Consider the following 17,181-nt stretch of genomic DNA (forward strand, 5'->3'; position numbering starts at 1 on the left):
CGAGAAGTTTCCTATAAAATAAAAAAGGGACAACGCATACACGCCGTCCCCATTGTTACTACATTCTTCTATTAGCTGCCGACCAACATCATGGTCCCTTTTATTTAGCAAGCAGCATCATGATCTCGTTGCTGCGTGCTACAAATTCTGTCATTTCATCTGCTGCAAGCGGCTTATGCGCTAACATCGCCAGATCATACAACTGTTTGCAGAACATATCCACATTCTCGCCATCTTTGTGCTCCAAAATATACTGCACTAATGCATTCGATGAATTGAGCACTAATGTCTCTCCTCCTCCGAGGCCACCCATGCCGCCCATGCTGTACATTTTCATCATATCCTGCATACGACGCATTTCTTCTGACAATGTAATCATTGAGGAGATCTTTTCATTCTTGAGTTTTTGTACTTTTACTTCAAGCTGATCCTTACCCAATGCTCTTTTGAAGATTTCAGACAACGCATCCGTCTGCGCTTTTAATGTATCCTCGTCTTCCTCATCTTTCATCGTATCCGTCAGATCTGCATCAATACGCTGGAATTTCACCTTCAGATCTCCCTGTTCTAACTGTGAAATAAACGGCTGATCGATCGTATGTGTTAATACGACCGCATTCAATCCCTGCTCCTTGAACAGATTGACATACTGGCTCTGCTGCTGCAGATCTGTTGCGTAGTATACCGTTGTCGGTTCTTCTTCCTTGTCTGCATTATCAGCATCCGCACCATTCTCGGCATCTGCTGTTTCATCGCTCTTTGCTTCTGTACTCTCTGTCTCTTCTTTTACAGGCTCGTTTTTCTTAGCCTCTTCGATATAATCCGGCAAGGTGATGTACTTACCGTCCAAATCCTTAAATATCAGATAATCCGTCATTTTTTCGCGGAATTTCTGATCTTTTAAGCAGCCATACTTGATAAATGGGCTGATATCATCCCAATATTTCTCATAATTCTCACGGTCTACTTTGAACATACCGGACAACTTATCGGCTACTTTCTTCGTAATATAATCCGAAATCTTCTTTACAAATCCGTCATTCTGCAATGCACTTCTGGATACATTAAGCGGCAGATCCGGACAATCGATCACACCTTTGAGAAGCATCAAAAACTCCGGGATCACTTCCTTAATATTATCTGCAATAAATACCTGATTGTTGTAAAGCTTGATAACACCCTCTAAATTATCATATTCTGTATTAACCTTCGGGAAGTACAAAATACCTTTGAGGTTAAATGGATAATCCATATTTAAATGAATCCAGAACAACGGCTCCTTGTAATCGTTAAATACCTTGCGGTAAAAGTCCTTGTACTCGTCATCGGTACACTCATTTGGATGTTTCATCCAAAGTGGGTTCGTATCGCTAATAGAAACCGGACGTTTATTGATCTTTGCCTTTTCTTTACGAGGGCTGACCTCGACCATCTCTTTCTCTCCATTTTCATTTTCGCGTTCTTCAGTCTTCGCTTCCTCTACGATCGTCTCTACAACAACATCATCTTCACGAACATCGGCTGCATCGATCGTTTCATATTCCTGCTCTGCGTTTGCTTTGGAAAGGAAGATCTCAACCGGCATAAAGGAACAATATTTGTCCAAAATCTCTCTGACACGATACTCATTCGCAAACTCTAAGCTGTCCTCGGAAAGGTACAGGGTGATCGTTGTACCAACAGTATCTTTTGTGCCGTCTGACATTTCAAAATTGATACCGCCTTCCGATTCCCAGCGAACCGGTGTAGCATCCTTCTGCCAAGACAACGTGTCGATCGTAACTTTGTCAGATACCATAAACGCAGAATAAAATCCCAGTCCAAAGTGACCTATGATCTGCTCTTCGTTCGTTTTATCCTTATATTTCTCCAAGAAATCCGTTGCACCGGAAAAGGCAACCTGATTGATGTACTCGTCTACTTCATCTGCCGTCATACCAAGACCGGTATCGGTCAGAGAAATTGTCTTAGCATCCGGATCAACAACGACCTGTATTTGTGCCTTGTAATCCTCCGGCATATCATATTCGCCCATAATTTCTAACTTCTTCAACTTAGTAATGGCGTCGCAGCCATTTGAAACTAACTCACGAAGAAAAATGTCATGGTCAGAATACAACCATTTCTTAATGATCGGAAACATATTTTCAGATTCAATTGATAAGCTACCTGTTCTGCTCTGCATAATAATCCTCGTTTCTGCACACTTTCCTATAAAAAACGAACCCTGTGTCAAGTGCGCCGAGACACTGATCCGCCGCATCACCGCCAGATGCGTCCGTCCTTGTTAGCACTCTACTCTTACGACTGCTAACAACATCCAGAAAATATATTAGTATCATTCTACCAAAATGTCAAGAGCAAACATAACATTTTACAAATCTCATCCCCAAACTTCGCATACCCACTGTCATGTTCTAACCACATATTGCTTATTATGTCAGCAGCAAATTAGCAGTTTTGCAGTCGATAAACTTAATTGTTCTGCCATAAGAGATCTAAGAAAATTGCCGCAGAACGCAGAGTTTTTATGTGATTTCTTATTTTGTTAAGTCTCTGATGAATACATGCCTGAAGGATTGTCTGAGAAGTCCCGGAAGCAAGGTATCATCCATTTTTGGACGGGACGCTTTCGCTACGATGCGCTACGTCACGTTACTTAATGTCTCTGAAGTACGAGACATAAGTAACGACGAGCGCAAAGTCCCTTTCAAAAATGATGAATACCTTGCTTCCGGGACATCGAGTTGTCCGTAAGGCATGTAAATCATACATCAGAGACAACAAAATCTAGAAATCACTAAAAACGTAAATGCGGCAAGGCAATTTCTATAGATCCCTTATGGCAGAATTCAGTCTCTGGGAACTGCAAAATGTATAGCAGCTTTTGACATAATAAGCAATATGTGGGTGAAAGACCGTTGAGGGTATGCGAAGTTTGCGTCATATACTAAAATTGGGGAGATCGCCCGGAATCGGTTTGGTCATCCATTCTTTTGCTGAGTATCCGCTGCATAGCAGAAGCCACAGTTTCATATACATTGCTACCGGCGATGCCATCGGTAATACGATCATTCCGTATTTTTCATAGACGTATGTGCTTTCGTAAACCATGTCCGCATCCATGCCGCATAAAAAAATGGGGATTTTCCGGTTTGCCACCTCATAAAAGAATTTATCCGCTTCTGGTGTTTCACTGCAGATCGTGCCGGCATGATACGTATGATGCAAAATTGCCTGTATTCCGTCAAAGTTCATCGGATAACGCATCCCCGGATGTGGGTAGATCAACCCGATCGGTGCATCCCATTGATCCGGTGCCTGCAGGGAAGGTCTATCGGTAAGCCTCTCTGCATTGTTCCATGCATAGTACACTTTTCCGGCGACGAAACACTTGGTGCCTTTTTCATAATGACCGTATTCCATACCACCAACACTATACACTTCATCACTGTAAGGCTGATGTCCAATGATCGCTGTTCCTAAGTGAATCCTTGGGATCCCATCCCCATTCTGATACGAAACATACACACCTTTTTGCTTGCAGTCAAATGCTAAGAACTGCACAGCATATTGAAAATTATAAGCACCATTTGCTCTTGGATCTGTCAATACATAGTTGCTGGACACAAAAACCATCGGAATGTCACAATCGCCAAACAGATAGCCCATCGCAGCCGCTGAATATGCCAACGTATCTGTGCCATGCATAATGATCACTCCATCTAACCCGGAATACATAGCAGCACTATCTTCTGCTGCTTCTTTTTTCTCTAAAGTCACCTTTGCACTGCCTGTATACTTCGCCTCACTGACCACCTCTCGAATGCTCTGAGCCAACTGTGCGATCGTTAATCCGGTACTATTTTCACTGAGAAGTGTATACGGATGATATACCTGATAGGTGATTTCTTCCACACGACCATCTCGTTCTACACAAGGCAACGTGTCTAACAGACCATCCGCTGCTCCGGTTTTCGTACCGATCACATCTCCGGCTAACGTACTCCCGATCGTCCCTCCGGTAAATAATACAGCGATATTCATAACGCTCCTCCTTCCAAACATGAAAAGCCCATTTCCAAGGCAAAACATTAACCACCGTTCCGCCAAGGAAATGGACTATTAACATCATAAAATACTATTTCGCAACGACCGTTTCATTGCTGCATGTTATTTTGCTACAATATTAACGATACGCCCCGGCACATAAATCTCTTTGATAATGTTACCACTCAATTTATCACCCAAAGCTTCTTTTGCCTTAGCAAGCACATCGTCTTTCAGATCTTCTTTGCCAATAGAAATTGTTGCTTTGGTCTTACCGTTGATCTGAACAGCGATCTCCACAGTAGACTCTACGGTCTTCTCTTCGACATACTCCGGCCAAGACTGCTGGTACAATCTGCCCTGTCCCCCAACGATTTCCCAAAGTTCTTCGGTAATATGCGGTGCAACCGGATTGAGCAATGTAATAAGTGTCTTATATTCTGCCTTATTGATCGAATTCTTCTTATAGAAGTCATTGATCAATGACATCATTGCCGCGATCGCTGTGTTAAACTTCAGATTCTCGAAATCACCGCTGACTTTCTTGATCGTCTGATGCATCTTGATCTCCATATCTGCGGAATACTCATCACCTTCTGTCAAGAGTGTCTGCAGCTTCCAAACTCTCTCTAAGAAACGGCGGCATCCTTTCACACCATCTTCAGACCAGGAAGCGCTCAAGTCAAACGCACCGATAAACATCTCATACGTACGCAGTGTATCTGCACCGTAATCACGTACAATATCATCCGGATTTACAACGTTTCCTCTGGACTTACTCATCTTCTCACCGTTTTCACCAAGGATCATGCCGTGAGACGTACGCTTCTGATATGGTTCCGGTGTCGGTACAACTTTCTGATCATACAGGAATTTGTGCCAGAAACGGGAATACAACAAATGCAGGGTCGTATGCTCCATACCACCATTGTACCAGTCAACCGGCAGCCAATATTTCAATGCTTCCGGACTGGCAAGTGCTTCTGTATTGTGTGGATCCGTATAACGCAGGAAATACCAGGATGATCCTGCCCACTGCGGCATCGTGTCTGTTTCACGCTTTGCCGGTCCACCACAGCATGGGCATGTTGTATTTACCCAATCCGTCATTGCCGCAAGTGGCGACTCACCGTTGTCTGTTGGCATATAACTGTCTACCTCCGGAAGCAGCAGTGGAAGCTCACTCTCATCAAGTGGAACGTACCCACATTTCTCGCAGTGTACGATTGGAATAGGCTCTCCCCAATATCTCTGGCGGGAGAATACCCAGTCACGCAATTTATAGTTTACTTTACGGTTACCGATCTTATTCTCTGTCAGGAAATCTTTTACCTTTTCCTTCGCTTCTTCTACGCTTAATCCGGTCAGAAATCCTGAATTTACCATCTGTCCGGTTGCTACATCCGTAAATGCTGCTTCATTGATATCAACAGGACCTTCTTTGCCCTCTACTACCTGAATCATTGGAAGTCCGAACTTCTTCGCAAACTCCCAGTCACGGTCATCGTGTGCAGGCACTGCCATGATCGCACCGGTACCATAAGTCATCAATACATAATCAGAAATCCAGATTGGGATCTCTGTATTGTTGATCGGATTAATTGCCTTGAAACCACCTAACACAACACCGGTCTTATCCTTAGCAAGCTCTGTACGCTCAAAGTCAGACTTCTTGGCTGCCATCTCGCGATACGCAACAATGTCATCCCAGTTTGTGATCTCATCCTTGTATTTATCAATGATCGGATGCTCTGGAGATACTACCATATAAGTAGCACCAAATAACGTATCCGGTCTGGTCGTATAAACACGGAGTTTATCTTCTTTGCCGGCAATACTAAAGTCAACCTCTGCACCTTCGGAACGTCCGATCCAGTTTCTCTGGGAAGTCTTAACGCGGTCAATGTAGTCTACGTGATTCAATCCCTCTAATAACTTATCAGCGTAATTTGTGATCTTAAGCATCCACTCACTCTTTACTTTGCGGACAACTTCAGAACCACAGCGCTCACATACGCCATTTACTACCTCTTCGTTAGCAAGACCAACCTTACAGGAGGTACACCAGTTGATCGGCATTTCCTTCTTATAAGCAAGACCCTCTTTGAATAACTTTAAGAAGATCCACTGTGTCCATTTATAATATTCCGGATCTGTCGTATTGATCTCACGATCCCAATCGAAAGAATATCCCAAAGAGTGTAACTGCTCCTTAAAACGAGCTACATTATTCTTCGTTACGATCTTAGGGTGAATCTTATTTTTGATCGCATAGTTCTCTGTTGGAAGACCAAAAGCATCCCATCCCATTGGGTAAAGTACATTGTAGCCCTGCATACGACGTTTTCTTGCGACGATATCCAATGCCGTATATGGTCTTGGATGTCCTACGTGAAGTCCCTGTCCGGATGGATATGGGAACTCTACCAACGCATAAAACTTTGGTTTCGTATAATCGTTTGGTGTATGGAACGCTTTCTCATCATCCCATACCTTCTGCCATTTCTTTTCCACTGTGTGATGGTTGTACATTTCTGCCATAACTTCCTCCGTTCCTGTGCGTACTTTCTGCAAAGACTGTTCACAAACTGATCACTGCCGGCTTATGCCTAAAGTCTCACTGACAACCAAATCACTGCTGTCCGTACGCCCGACATATCTAATAATTCATAAAGGTACTGTGCAAAATTGCCACAGTACCTTTCATTGTACTATATTGCGTAAATTTGTCAATAATTAACCCGGCGACTTCGGCAATTTATGAACCCGGCAACTCCGGCAATCCTGTAATCAACTCAGCGACTTTGGTAATTCTATTCGTATCTGTGTACCAACCTGCGGTTCACTCTTGAGAGACAAAGTACCATGAAGCTGCACAACAATATGTTTTACGATCGCCAAGCCTAAACCCGTACCGCCTGTTGACTTTGATCGGCTCTTATCCACTCGGTAAAAACGTTCAAACACGCGAGTCTGATGCTCTTTTGGAATACCTATACCGGTATCTTTCACTTCCAAATATGCGGTATACTCATCTGCCATTCCAACGTTCAGGCACACCGATCCATCCTTTTTGTTGTATCGGATCGCATTGTCCACCAAATTGTACATCAATTCATCGATCATCTGCAGGTTTGTTCGGATCACACAGCTTTCCGTCTGCGTCGTCAATTGCACCTGATGCTTCTGTGCACTCATCTGCAGCAGCTCCACACAACGCCCTGCTGCCGTCTGCAGATCAACGTCTTCTAACAGAAGTTCCGGTCCGGTCGAGTCAAGCTCCGACAAACGGATAATATCATTAATTAACGACAACAGCCGATTTGCATTTTTATGGATCTTAGCAGCAAAAGCGAGTACATCATCTCCCTGCACCATCCCATGACTGATCAACTCCGCATAACCGGAAATTGCAGTAAGCGGTGTTTTCAACTCATGCGAGACATTTGCCGTAAATTCCTGTCTGATCTCTGCTGTCTGCAATATCTCTTTGTGCTGCTTTTGTATTTTTCGCACAAACGGTCGAAGTTCCTTATACACACTCGTTACATCCGAATCGTTAATATGCTGTGCAAGTTCATCGATCGGCGCCACAATACTTTTCGTGAGAAAATGCGCCACGAAAATACATACAATGATAACGATACATATAAACGATAACATGATCGGCAGTGCTGACATTAAAATTCCTATAATACTACTGCTATTCTTAGCCAGACGAAGTATATTACCATTGTCCAAACGCACCGCATAATAAATCGTATTGTCTCCGATCGTCTCTGAATGACGTATCGTATTTCCCTCGCCATATTTGAGAGCTTCCTTGATCTCCTCGCGGTTTTTATGATTCCCCATCGATGCTTCATCTGCCTCAGAATCATACAATACCGCTCCGTCTGTATCTACTAGAGTAATACGAAGAGGCGTTGCGATCTTAACCTGACCGTTTTCCGCTTTTTGATCTGCGTACACCGTCTTTTTTAAGGTCTGTGCATAAATACGCAGATCATCGATCACTTCCTGTTTCAGTACTGTATAATTGACAATAGTGGCAAGCAAAGTCGTTACTATGATTGCCACTATCGTCAACAATACGAAAAGCCAATTAATTCGTTTTCGCATGGTTCATTATCTCCTATCACTCTTCCAATTGATATCCTACGTTACGCACCGTTCGGATCTTTTTACCTGCATCCCCCAGTTTGTGGCGCAGTGTTTTGATATGCATATCTAAGGTGCGGGATTCTCCCTCGTAATCCATGCCCCAAATACGCACCATAATATCCTCTCTCTGCAGCACGATCCCTGTATTGCTCATTAACATTTTTAATAGTTCATATTCCTTATAAGTCAGCGTGATCGGCTCCCCCGACACTTTAACCTGACGTTTCTCATCGTTAAGTTCGATCTCGCCAACCTTCATCTGCCTGATCTCATGATTTTGCATGCTTCGACGTAATAATGCCTTTACACGGGAGATCAACTCCATCACGCCAAACGGTTTTGTAAGATAATCATCTGCACCACGATCCAGCCCCTTGACACGATCTAATTCTGTTGTTTTGGCCGTCACCATAATGATGGGAACATAACGGGATTCTGCCCATTGACGCAGCTTTTTGACAATAGATAATCCGTCCTCATCCGGCAACATCACGTCTAACACGATCAGATCCGGTACCTTTTCATAAATGCGGCTCCAAAACTCCTTGGCAGAACCAAATTCCTCTACGGTATATCCGGAATTTTTGAGGGAAAACGCCTCGATCTCCCGAATGTTCACATCATCTTCTACAATATAAATATGTGCCATTGTCTTTCACCAAACCTTTCCTTTGTGCGCTATGATGGCAACCGATATTCTTTGCAGTACTCTTCAAACATCTGTTCAAAGAACGGATCTTCATCCTCTTTCAATTTATCCAAATACTCATGCATTTCATAACCGTCTGCCTGCGTCTGTATCAAACATACCGCAATGTTGGAGCAATGGTCTGCCACACGTTCAAAATTAGTCGTAAGATCCGATAATACAAAACCAAGTTCGATCGTGCATTTGCCTTTACGCAGACGTTTTATATGCTTTTTCTTGATCTCATCATTCAAGCGATCGATCACTTCTTCTAACGGTTCTACCCGACTCGCCTTGATAATATCTGACCGATCATACGCATCAAAAGTTATATCTACAATATCTTTTACTGCGGCTTCATAAACACGCAGCTCCTTTTTTGCCTTATCGGAAAACTTTTTCTTCATATTATGGAACTGCTCTGCCGATTCCATAATATTATAGGCATGATCGGAAATACGCTCGAAATCACCGATACAGTGCAATATAAGCGATACCGACTGTGAATCCTCATCCGACAGCTCCGCATTTCCGATCTTCATCAAATAGGTTCCGATCTCGTCCTCGTAATGATCCACGGTCGACTCAAGCTCTGCCACTTTTTTTGCCTGTTCTTCATCATACTGTTCAAACAGGTCGATCGCATATCTGATTGAATTTCTGGCATCCTCTGCCATCTGCAATGCCGCTGTTTTGGCCTGTGCAACTGCAAAAGACGGTTTTTCTAAGAAACGCTCATCCAACACATGTAACGTTGTCTCCATCTGCTTCTCTTCGGCACTTTCCGGGATCGTCCAAGTTGCCAGGCGCACCAGGATACTCCGAAATGGAAGCAGCAATGAAGTTGCTAATACGTTAAAGCACGTATGCACGATGGCAATACCCATGACACCTGCTGCCTGACCCATAAAGGAAAATCCGATGAACGCATTTAACAGATAAAACAACACCATAAACAAAATCGTACCAATTAAATTAAAGTAAAAATGTACTAACGCTGCTCGCTTTGCATTTCTGTTGGCTCCTACCGCGGAAAGCAATGCAGTAATACAAGTTCCAATGTTCTGACCCATGATGATCGGAATGGCCGAGGAATAGCTGACCGCTCCCGTCAGACACAATGCCTGTAAAATACCTACCGATGCGGAAGAACTTTGGATCACAGCCGTTAATATCGTTCCGGCGATCACTCCTAAGATCGGATTCTCAAATACCGTAAACAGTCTTGTAAACTCTGGCACATCTGCAAGTGGTTTCACTGCTTCACTCATCGTGTCCATACCAAACATCAATACCGAAAAACCAATCATGATCGTTCCAATATCTTTCGGTCTGCTCGACTTGGCAAATAAGATCATGCTAACACCAACGATTGCTAAAATCGGTGTAAACGAACTTGGTTTGAGCAATTCTACGAATAAATTGTCACCTTGAATACCGGTAAGACTAAGCAGCCATGATGTCACCGTGGTACCGATATTGGCTCCCATAATAATGCCAACCGCCTGATTGAGTTTCATGATCCCGGAGTTGACAAATCCAACCACCATAACGGTTGTTGCCGATGACGACTGGATCACCGCCGTCACACCGGCACCCAAAAGCACCGCTCTCATCGGTGAACTGGTAAATTTTTCCAAAATCTGTTCCAGTTTACCACCGGAAGTCTTGGCAAGCCCATCTCCCATCACATGCATTCCATACAAAAACAAAGCAAGCCCGCCTATCATTGTCAATACGCCAAATATATCCATGCTTATCCTCATTTCCACGCACACAAGTTATCTGGTTCTGGTGCGTTATTTTTACATACATTTTACATAGTAGTTGCAAAGTCCAAATAAATCTTATGTAAAATCTATGTAAAGTTTTTTTACATTCACAATTTTTGGCTGTATTGTATACCCTACTCAAACTTCGCACATCAAAAATTATCAATACCTTGCTTCCGGGACTTCGAGTTCCCGAAGGGCATGTAAATCAATCATCAGAGACAACAAAATCTAGAAATCACCTAAAACGTAATTGCGGCAAGGCAATTACTATAGTTCTCTGCTGGCAGAAATCGCTATGTTGTGGCTGCAAAATACTTAGTATTCTGACATAATAAGCAATCTGTGACCTGGCAGTAGCTTTGGATGTGCGAAGTTTGAGTACCTTACATGATCTGTAAGATCAGACAATCCCTAATGCCTGTTTTGCCAGCATATCTGCCATATCGTTATAGTGATCCCCTGAGTGCCCCTTTACTTTCTGAAAAGTCACATGTACCTGGGACTTGATACTATCATAAAATGCTTTATAAGCCTGTGTCCCTTCTTTGCCAGCTTTCCATTCGCCCAGACACCATTTTGCGATCCCCTCATAGTCGTGCACGATCGTGATCTCTGACAGCCCCTCGGCAACTGCGTATCGCATCGCACATTCTGCACCCTTGATCTCCCCTGCGACATTATGCATTGCTGCAAGCGACGGATCATTTAACTTCTCCTGAAAACAGAGTTCTTTCCCATCCCGTAAGATCACAACGCCATAAGAAAATTCCCCGGTCCCGCTGTGATAACTGCCATCTACATAGGCAACCACGCCGGATCTTTCGACCTGTTTCGTCTCTCCTGTCACAAAGGCAAGCGCCTCTGCCGCCGTTGGAAAGCTTTTATAAACGGCACCGGAATAGCCATCCACTTGTGCTTTACAATCAGCCCACGTTCCATAAACTCCCGGTGTTCGTCCTGTCTTTACCGCATAAAACTTTTTTGCCATGCAAAATCCCCTTTCTGACACATATATCTTTACACATTTTCATTTACTGTAGCATACTATCTAAACGGATGCAATTTTGATTCATCTTTTCAAACGGGCAATAATATCGTAAAATAGAAAGTGCACTTACTTTGTGCAACAAAAAGAAAGGTGATGTATAAATATATGACTACACAAAATAATCGATTGACACCCGGTTTATCGAACAATCTGGTACAATCCGATGGAGTCACGAAAACGCAAAAGCAAACCATCTTTGAAAATATGAGCGACGGCATCATTACCGTAACCGCAGACGGTTTGATCAATTATGTCAATTCTGCCGCAACACAGATCTTTGATCTGTCGGAAGAGTCACTGGTAGGACAATCCTTTGCAGAAACACTGCTCTCTTCCCGCAAAAACAAGGCATTTAACCGACTGTTCAAAAAATGTTCCAAAAAGAACTGCCCTTCCTCCAAAGAAACGGCAACATACACAACCCCAGAAGGTCAAAAGCATCTGCGCATTACTATCAGTCTGGTCAAACAATCAACAAGTGCAGATTCTGAATATGGTATGCTTATACTTGTTGAAGATATTTCCGATGCCGAAAATCTTAAGCAGCACGAACGCGACTGTGCACTTCTGTTTGCCGGTATCGTGATATGCATTACGCTGTATCTTTCCGCTTGGAGCCTCATCCGCTTCACCTTACATATTCCACTAAAAGCCTCCTTTTATACACTAATGATCGAGGCAATGACATTGATCTTGTTTTTGGAGATCATCTTTTTTACGAGTTTTTCTCTAAAAGATGTCGGTCTGATACCGCGAAGAAAAAATATTCTTTCCAATATAAAGCAAACGGCAACGATCTGTCTTTTTGCAATAGCCGTGCTGCTTGTGGGTAAATTATTTTTACGTGTTCTTGGTGCTCCGGTCAAACAAAACTTTATGGGTGGCTCTGTGCATGGTGCCGTCACGTATTTATTCACTGCACTGCTGCAGGAATTTTTAGCACGTGGTGTCATTCAAACCAGCGTCAAAAACTTAATGCGTGTCAAACACCAGATCCCGGTCAGCATCTTTTTGACGTCAATGCTCTTTACGTTAATGCATCTTCCTTATGGTTTTATTTTCATGATGGGTGCTTTTTTGCTAAGCATTGCGCTCGGAATCCTCTTCGAACAGCAAAAAACAATCTGGGGCTGCTTCTTCCTACACTGGAGCATCGGTTACCTGGCCATGTGCCTATTCTTTTAAGATCAAGGCATTCAAGCTTCCCATACCCCACTATCTCACACGGACACATATTGCTTATTATGTCAAAAGCTGCTATACATTTTGCAGTTCCCAGAGACTGAATTCTGCCATAAGGGATCTATAGAAATTGCCTTGCCGCATTTACGTTTTTAGTGATTTCTAAATTTTGTTGTCTCTGATGTATGATTTACATGCCTTTCGGACAACTCGAGGTCCCGGAAGCAAGGTATTCATCATTTTTGAAAGGGACTTTGCGCTCGTCGTTACTTATGTCTCGTATTTCAGAGACATTAAGTAACGTGACGTAGCGCATCGTAGCGGAAGCGTCCCGTCCAAAAATGGATGATACCTTGCTAAACCGGGACTTCTCAGACAATCCTTCAGGCATGTATTCATCAGAGACTTAACAAAATAAGAAATCACATAAAAACTCTGCGTTCTGCGGCAATTTTCTTAGATCTCTTATGGCAGAACAATTAAGTTTATCGACTGCAAAACTGCTAATTTGCTGCTGACATAATAAGCAATATGTGATTCTTACAGTAACTTCCGGTATGGGAAGCTTTAGTTAGGCATTTTTCTGACATTCAAAAGGGCATTACAGGATCCTACGTGGAAACTGTAATGCCTTTTCATTATGTTTCGATTTTTTGTTGTCTGGACAGTCGATTATTCTTTGCCGTCCCAGCAGTATGTGCAGAGATTTTCTACCGGAATACCAACAGATTCCAGCATATCATCCAAACGATTATACTGCAGTGAAGTAAATTTCAATTCTTTACGAATTTCCTCGATCATCTGATCATACTTCTCAGAGTTTGGATCGGTATATTGCTGCAATACCTCATTTGGCACCTCGTCCGTTCCCTCCAATTTTGCGATCACACGTCGTGTGATCAGATCCATTTCGGAAGAGGAACGCGAAAAGTTCAAATACTTGCAGCCATATACTAACGGTGGACACGCCGGACGGATGTGTACTTCTTTCGCACCACTTTCATATAAAAATTCCGTTGTCTCACGAAGCTGTGTTCCACGCACAATAGAATCATCGATCAGCAGCAGCTTTTTATCCTTGATCAATTCATGAACAGCGATCAGTTTCATCTTGGCGATCAAATTACGCTGGCTCTGGATCGTTGGCATAAATGAACGTGGCCATGTAGGAGTGTATTTAATAAATGGTCTGGAAAATGGAATGCCGGACTCATTGGAGTAACCGACCGCATGCGCGATTCCAGAATCCGGTACACCTGCTACAATATCCGGTTTGACATTATCACGTTTTGCCAGACAGGCACCACAACGATAGCGCATTTCCTCAACGCTGACTCCCTCATAGGAACTGGACGGATAACCATAGTATACCCATAAGAAGGTGCAGATCTTCATATCTTTGCCCGGAGCAACTAACGTTTTGACGCCCTCTGTGGTAATGACGTCAATCTCCCCAGGACCAAGTTCTTTATAATCATGATAGCCCAAATTGCGATATGCAAAGTCTTCAAACGTCACACAATACGCATTTTCCTTTTGTCCAATTACGATTGGTGTACGTCCATACTTATCTCTGGCCGCATAAATTCCTTTCGGCGTCAGCAGCATCAAAGTCAAGGATCCATCGATCGTCTCAAGCGCATAACGAATACCATCGATCAGGTTCTCTTTTTGATTGATCAGCGCAGCTACCAACTCTGTTGCATTAATGTCACCGCCACTCATCTCCAAGAAATGTGCATGTCCCGTATCAAAAATATCCTGAACGATCTCATCCATATTATTGATCTTACTTACCGTTGTAATTGCATACGTTCCATGATGAGAACGCACGATCAGCGGCTGTGGCTCATAATCAGAAATACAGCCAATTCCCATATTTCCTTTCATTTCCTGCACATCTTTGTCAAACTTTGTACGAAATGGGGAGTTCTCGATATTATGGATTGAACGATCAAATCCATTCTCTCCGTATACCGCTAAGCCGCCTCGTCTCGTACCTAAATGCGAATGATAATCTGTTCCAAAAAACAGGTCAAACAAACAATCTTCTTTGGACACCACGCCAAAAAATCCGCCCATAAAATGCCTCCATTTCTAAACACGTCTTGTGTATTTTACTACCGATTTCTCTTTTTCATTGCCGGCATCTTTTGATGCCACACACAGCACTCATTATTTTATCAATTCATATGGGCAGTTGCAAGACCTATTTTTCAGAGAATCGTTTGAAAGCATGGCATGCAATAATAGCCGGTAAAAAATACAATTGCACAATTGAAAAGAAAAAAGACGATATGGATGATATATATTATCATTTCACGGCAAATTATCCTATCCAAAAGATTGGAACTACTATTACGTTTTGCTTCACAGATGCAAATCAGATTTCCGTCTACAAAAAGGTTACACTTACCAATATTGCACCGAAAATTCATTTAAACAAAGTGAATAGCAGTTGCAGAAAAATCACCGGAACAACTACGGTAAAATCAAATATTACTATAAAAATCGGCAGGAGAGAAAGGAATTCCTTCGCATGAGGGATGATCATAAGCTTGCTCTAAAAAAGATCAAGCAGCAAATCCTTGCATTCTGTCTTCGCCACAACTGTCGCTATGATGGTAATAGTCATTGGACAGCAGCGCATTTACGTTGGTTAAAATCCTTACAGCCTGAGGATCTGTATAAAGAAATCCTCGATGAATACCTGCTGACATATACTACCCTTAGTGATAAGCTTGAGCGTCTTGATAAGCGTATTGAAGAACTTGCATCTAAGGATGAATACAAGGAATCTGTCAAAAAACTGTGTTGCTTTATTGGTGTCAAAACGCACACTACATTATCTGTACTTGTAGAAATGGGTGACTTCAATCGTTTTGCAAGTGTCAAGAATTTTGCACCCTATCTGGGGTTGGTACCTGGTGAGAATACCAGTTCTGACGATCGCAACCTACTTGAAATTACCAAAGCTGGCAATCGACATGTTCGCTTATTGCTAACAGAGGCTGCTCAAAGCTATGCTCGCGGTCAGATTGGCTACAAATCAAAGGATTTGAAATCCAGACAATCAGGCAATTCAGCACAGGTGATAGGCTATGCCGACAAAGCAAACGAAAGACTAAGACGCCGGTATTACAAAATGGTACTAGGTCAGAGCAAGAAACATAACGTAGCAAAAGTAGCGGTTGCAAGAGAATTAGCTTGTTTCATGTAGGGCATGATGACTAATCACATCGCATAAGTCGAAAATCACACCGTGCTGCTAATATCAAGGTCAAGCCGCTAAAGCGGTGCAATGCAGACGATGTCTGCATGTAACCTTGACATCATCATCCCGCTGCGATAATGGGTAATCAAGGGATTCACAGCAATCTCTATGCGACTTTTGACCGCTGGAACACACCTCCTTTTCTTTCAGCAGCATCATTACTTTTTCTACAGTTTCGATGTAGCTATCAAACTGGCAAATATTCTGGAAATCGAAGCGTCTCTGCTCTATGATGATTTCTCTCGTTTCCTTGCTGTACCCTATACCGAAGCACTAAAGAGTGTTAGAACGGCTCTGGGACTGTCACAGAAGGCTTTTGCATAGCAAATGGAGATTGTACCCAGTTACTACTATAAGCTCGAAGAAGGCAATCGCAGACCGTCAAGAAAGGTTTATCAGAAGATATGTGCTGCGCTCGAAGCGACAGGTCAACAAACTTCACTTTTATGGGAGCATCTATTACAATGAAGGGGAAAGACAAAATGATTGGAGGCGTGACTATGGTACAGAATTTGACTTATGTCCGTTGCGGCGATTATCTTATCCCTGATATTCGGTTGAGTCGTGTAAACGATAAACCACTTGGGAAATACGGCAGGATGCGCAGAGCATTTCTTGCAGAAAATAATCCAATGCTCTATAACGACATGGTTCTGACGGAGACATTGTTCCCGCACTTATGGGAAATCGACGAAACAGCTCACCGTAGAGTGGAACAAATGATGACAGAACTTCTGGAGAAAAATCCGGCTCCGGACAAGGCAACACAGCAGTTCGCTTGGGTACGGTACGTGAATAGCCTGAAAGCGCAGGCAGAGGAAATCGTTAATGCAGAACTGATTTTTTGCTAACAGAATATAGAATTTTTACTTAGGGCTGACTGTAACAGGTCAGCCTTATTTCTTTGATGGGACAATTCTTGAATTGTATTTCTGACAGTTCCAGAATTGTACTTTTGACAATTCAAGAACTGTCAAAAGCACAATGTAACAATACTGAT

At 42.8% G+C, this 17,181-nt stretch carries 11 protein-coding genes; 3 read left to right on the forward strand and 8 right to left on the reverse strand.

Annotation, left to right across the window (positions count from 1 at the left end; all coding sequences use genetic code 11):
- Positions 1–100: 100 nt before the first annotated feature.
- The 7 genes from htpG to ACSAJE_RS06340 form a co-directional block, all read right to left on the reverse strand.
- Positions 101–2,185 carry a molecular chaperone HtpG gene (gene htpG, locus ACSAJE_RS06310; protein WP_118689915.1) on the reverse strand — a complete coding sequence of 695 codons (2,085 nt, stop codon included), beginning with the start codon at positions 2,183–2,185 and terminating at the stop codon, positions 101–103.
- A gap of 758 nt (positions 2,186–2,943) precedes the next feature.
- Entirely contained in the window at positions 2,944–4,047 is a 1,104-nt protein-coding gene (locus ACSAJE_RS06315) for an asparaginase domain-containing protein (protein WP_182448167.1), read from the reverse strand.
- 126 nt (positions 4,048–4,173) lie between these two features.
- On the reverse strand, positions 4,174–6,591 hold the full coding sequence (gene leuS, locus ACSAJE_RS06320) for a leucine--tRNA ligase (RefSeq protein ID WP_118689917.1): 2,418 nt from the start codon (positions 6,589–6,591) through the stop codon (positions 4,174–4,176).
- 249 nt (positions 6,592–6,840) lie between these two features.
- On the reverse strand, positions 6,841–8,172 hold the full coding sequence (locus tag ACSAJE_RS06325; protein WP_118689918.1) for a sensor histidine kinase: 1,332 nt from the start codon (positions 8,170–8,172) through the stop codon (positions 6,841–6,843).
- A 16-nt stretch (positions 8,173–8,188) separates the two neighbouring features.
- On the reverse strand, positions 8,189–8,863 hold the full coding sequence (locus ACSAJE_RS06330; RefSeq protein ID WP_118689919.1) for a response regulator transcription factor: 675 nt from the start codon (positions 8,861–8,863) through the stop codon (positions 8,189–8,191).
- A 29-nt stretch (positions 8,864–8,892) separates the two neighbouring features.
- Complete coding sequence (locus ACSAJE_RS06335) at positions 8,893–10,656, reverse strand: Na/Pi cotransporter family protein (protein ID WP_118689920.1); 1,764 nt, start codon at positions 10,654–10,656, stop codon at positions 8,893–8,895.
- Between the two features lie 421 nt (positions 10,657–11,077).
- Positions 11,078–11,665, reverse strand: a complete 588-nt coding sequence (locus ACSAJE_RS06340; RefSeq protein WP_022025701.1) for a ribonuclease H1 domain-containing protein — start codon at positions 11,663–11,665, stop codon at positions 11,078–11,080.
- A gap of 165 nt (positions 11,666–11,830) precedes the next feature.
- Between ACSAJE_RS06340 and ACSAJE_RS06345 the strand changes: the two genes are divergently transcribed.
- The gene (locus ACSAJE_RS06345; protein ID WP_182448168.1) at positions 11,831–12,910 is read left to right on the forward strand and encodes a type II CAAX endopeptidase family protein; all 1,080 of its coding nucleotides are present in this window, start codon (positions 11,831–11,833) and stop codon (positions 12,908–12,910) included.
- Between the two features lie 669 nt (positions 12,911–13,579).
- Here the strand turns inward: ACSAJE_RS06345 and ACSAJE_RS06350 are convergent.
- Positions 13,580–14,989, reverse strand: a complete 1,410-nt coding sequence (locus tag ACSAJE_RS06350) for an amidophosphoribosyltransferase (RefSeq protein WP_118689922.1) — start codon at positions 14,987–14,989, stop codon at positions 13,580–13,582.
- A 376-nt stretch (positions 14,990–15,365) separates the two neighbouring features.
- On the opposite strand from ACSAJE_RS06350, the gene ACSAJE_RS06355 reads away from it, so the two are divergent.
- The gene (locus tag ACSAJE_RS06355) at positions 15,366–16,127 is read left to right on the forward strand and encodes a transposase (protein ID WP_458009975.1); all 762 of its coding nucleotides are present in this window, start codon (positions 15,366–15,368) and stop codon (positions 16,125–16,127) included.
- Between the two features lie 554 nt (positions 16,128–16,681).
- A complete protein-coding gene (locus ACSAJE_RS06360) occupies positions 16,682–17,032 on the forward strand; it encodes a TnpV protein (protein WP_458009976.1) in 351 nt (116 codons plus the stop codon).
- Positions 17,033–17,181 lie beyond the last annotated feature (149 nt).

The organism is Jutongia sp. SJQ-6 (genome assembly GCF_054161275.1).

What these genes read in the sequence shown, in the direction of transcription:
- htpG (WP_118689915.1), bottom strand. Translation starts at nt 2,185, where the DNA reads ATGCAGAGCAGAACAGGTAGCTTATCAATTGAATCTGAAAATATGTTT.
- ACSAJE_RS06315 (WP_182448167.1), bottom strand. Translation starts at nt 4,047, where the DNA reads ATGAATATCGCTGTATTATTTACCGGAGGGACGATCGGGAGTACGTTA.
- leuS (WP_118689917.1), bottom strand. Translation starts at nt 6,591, where the DNA reads ATGGCAGAAATGTACAACCATCACACAGTGGAAAAGAAATGGCAGAAG.
- ACSAJE_RS06325 (WP_118689918.1), bottom strand. Translation starts at nt 8,172, where the DNA reads ATGCGAAAACGAATTAATTGGCTTTTCGTATTGTTGACGATAGTGGCA.
- ACSAJE_RS06330 (WP_118689919.1), bottom strand. Translation starts at nt 8,863, where the DNA reads ATGGCACATATTTATATTGTAGAAGATGATGTGAACATTCGGGAGATC.
- ACSAJE_RS06335 (WP_118689920.1), bottom strand. Translation starts at nt 10,656, where the DNA reads ATGGATATATTTGGCGTATTGACAATGATAGGCGGGCTTGCTTTGTTT.
- ACSAJE_RS06340 (WP_022025701.1), bottom strand. Translation starts at nt 11,665, where the DNA reads ATGGCAAAAAAGTTTTATGCGGTAAAGACAGGACGAACACCGGGAGTT.
- ACSAJE_RS06345 (WP_182448168.1), top strand. Translation starts at nt 11,831, where the DNA reads ATGACTACACAAAATAATCGATTGACACCCGGTTTATCGAACAATCTG.
- ACSAJE_RS06350 (WP_118689922.1), bottom strand. Translation starts at nt 14,989, where the DNA reads ATGGGCGGATTTTTTGGCGTGGTGTCCAAAGAAGATTGTTTGTTTGAC.
- ACSAJE_RS06360 (WP_458009976.1), top strand. Translation starts at nt 16,682, where the DNA reads ATGGTACAGAATTTGACTTATGTCCGTTGCGGCGATTATCTTATCCCT.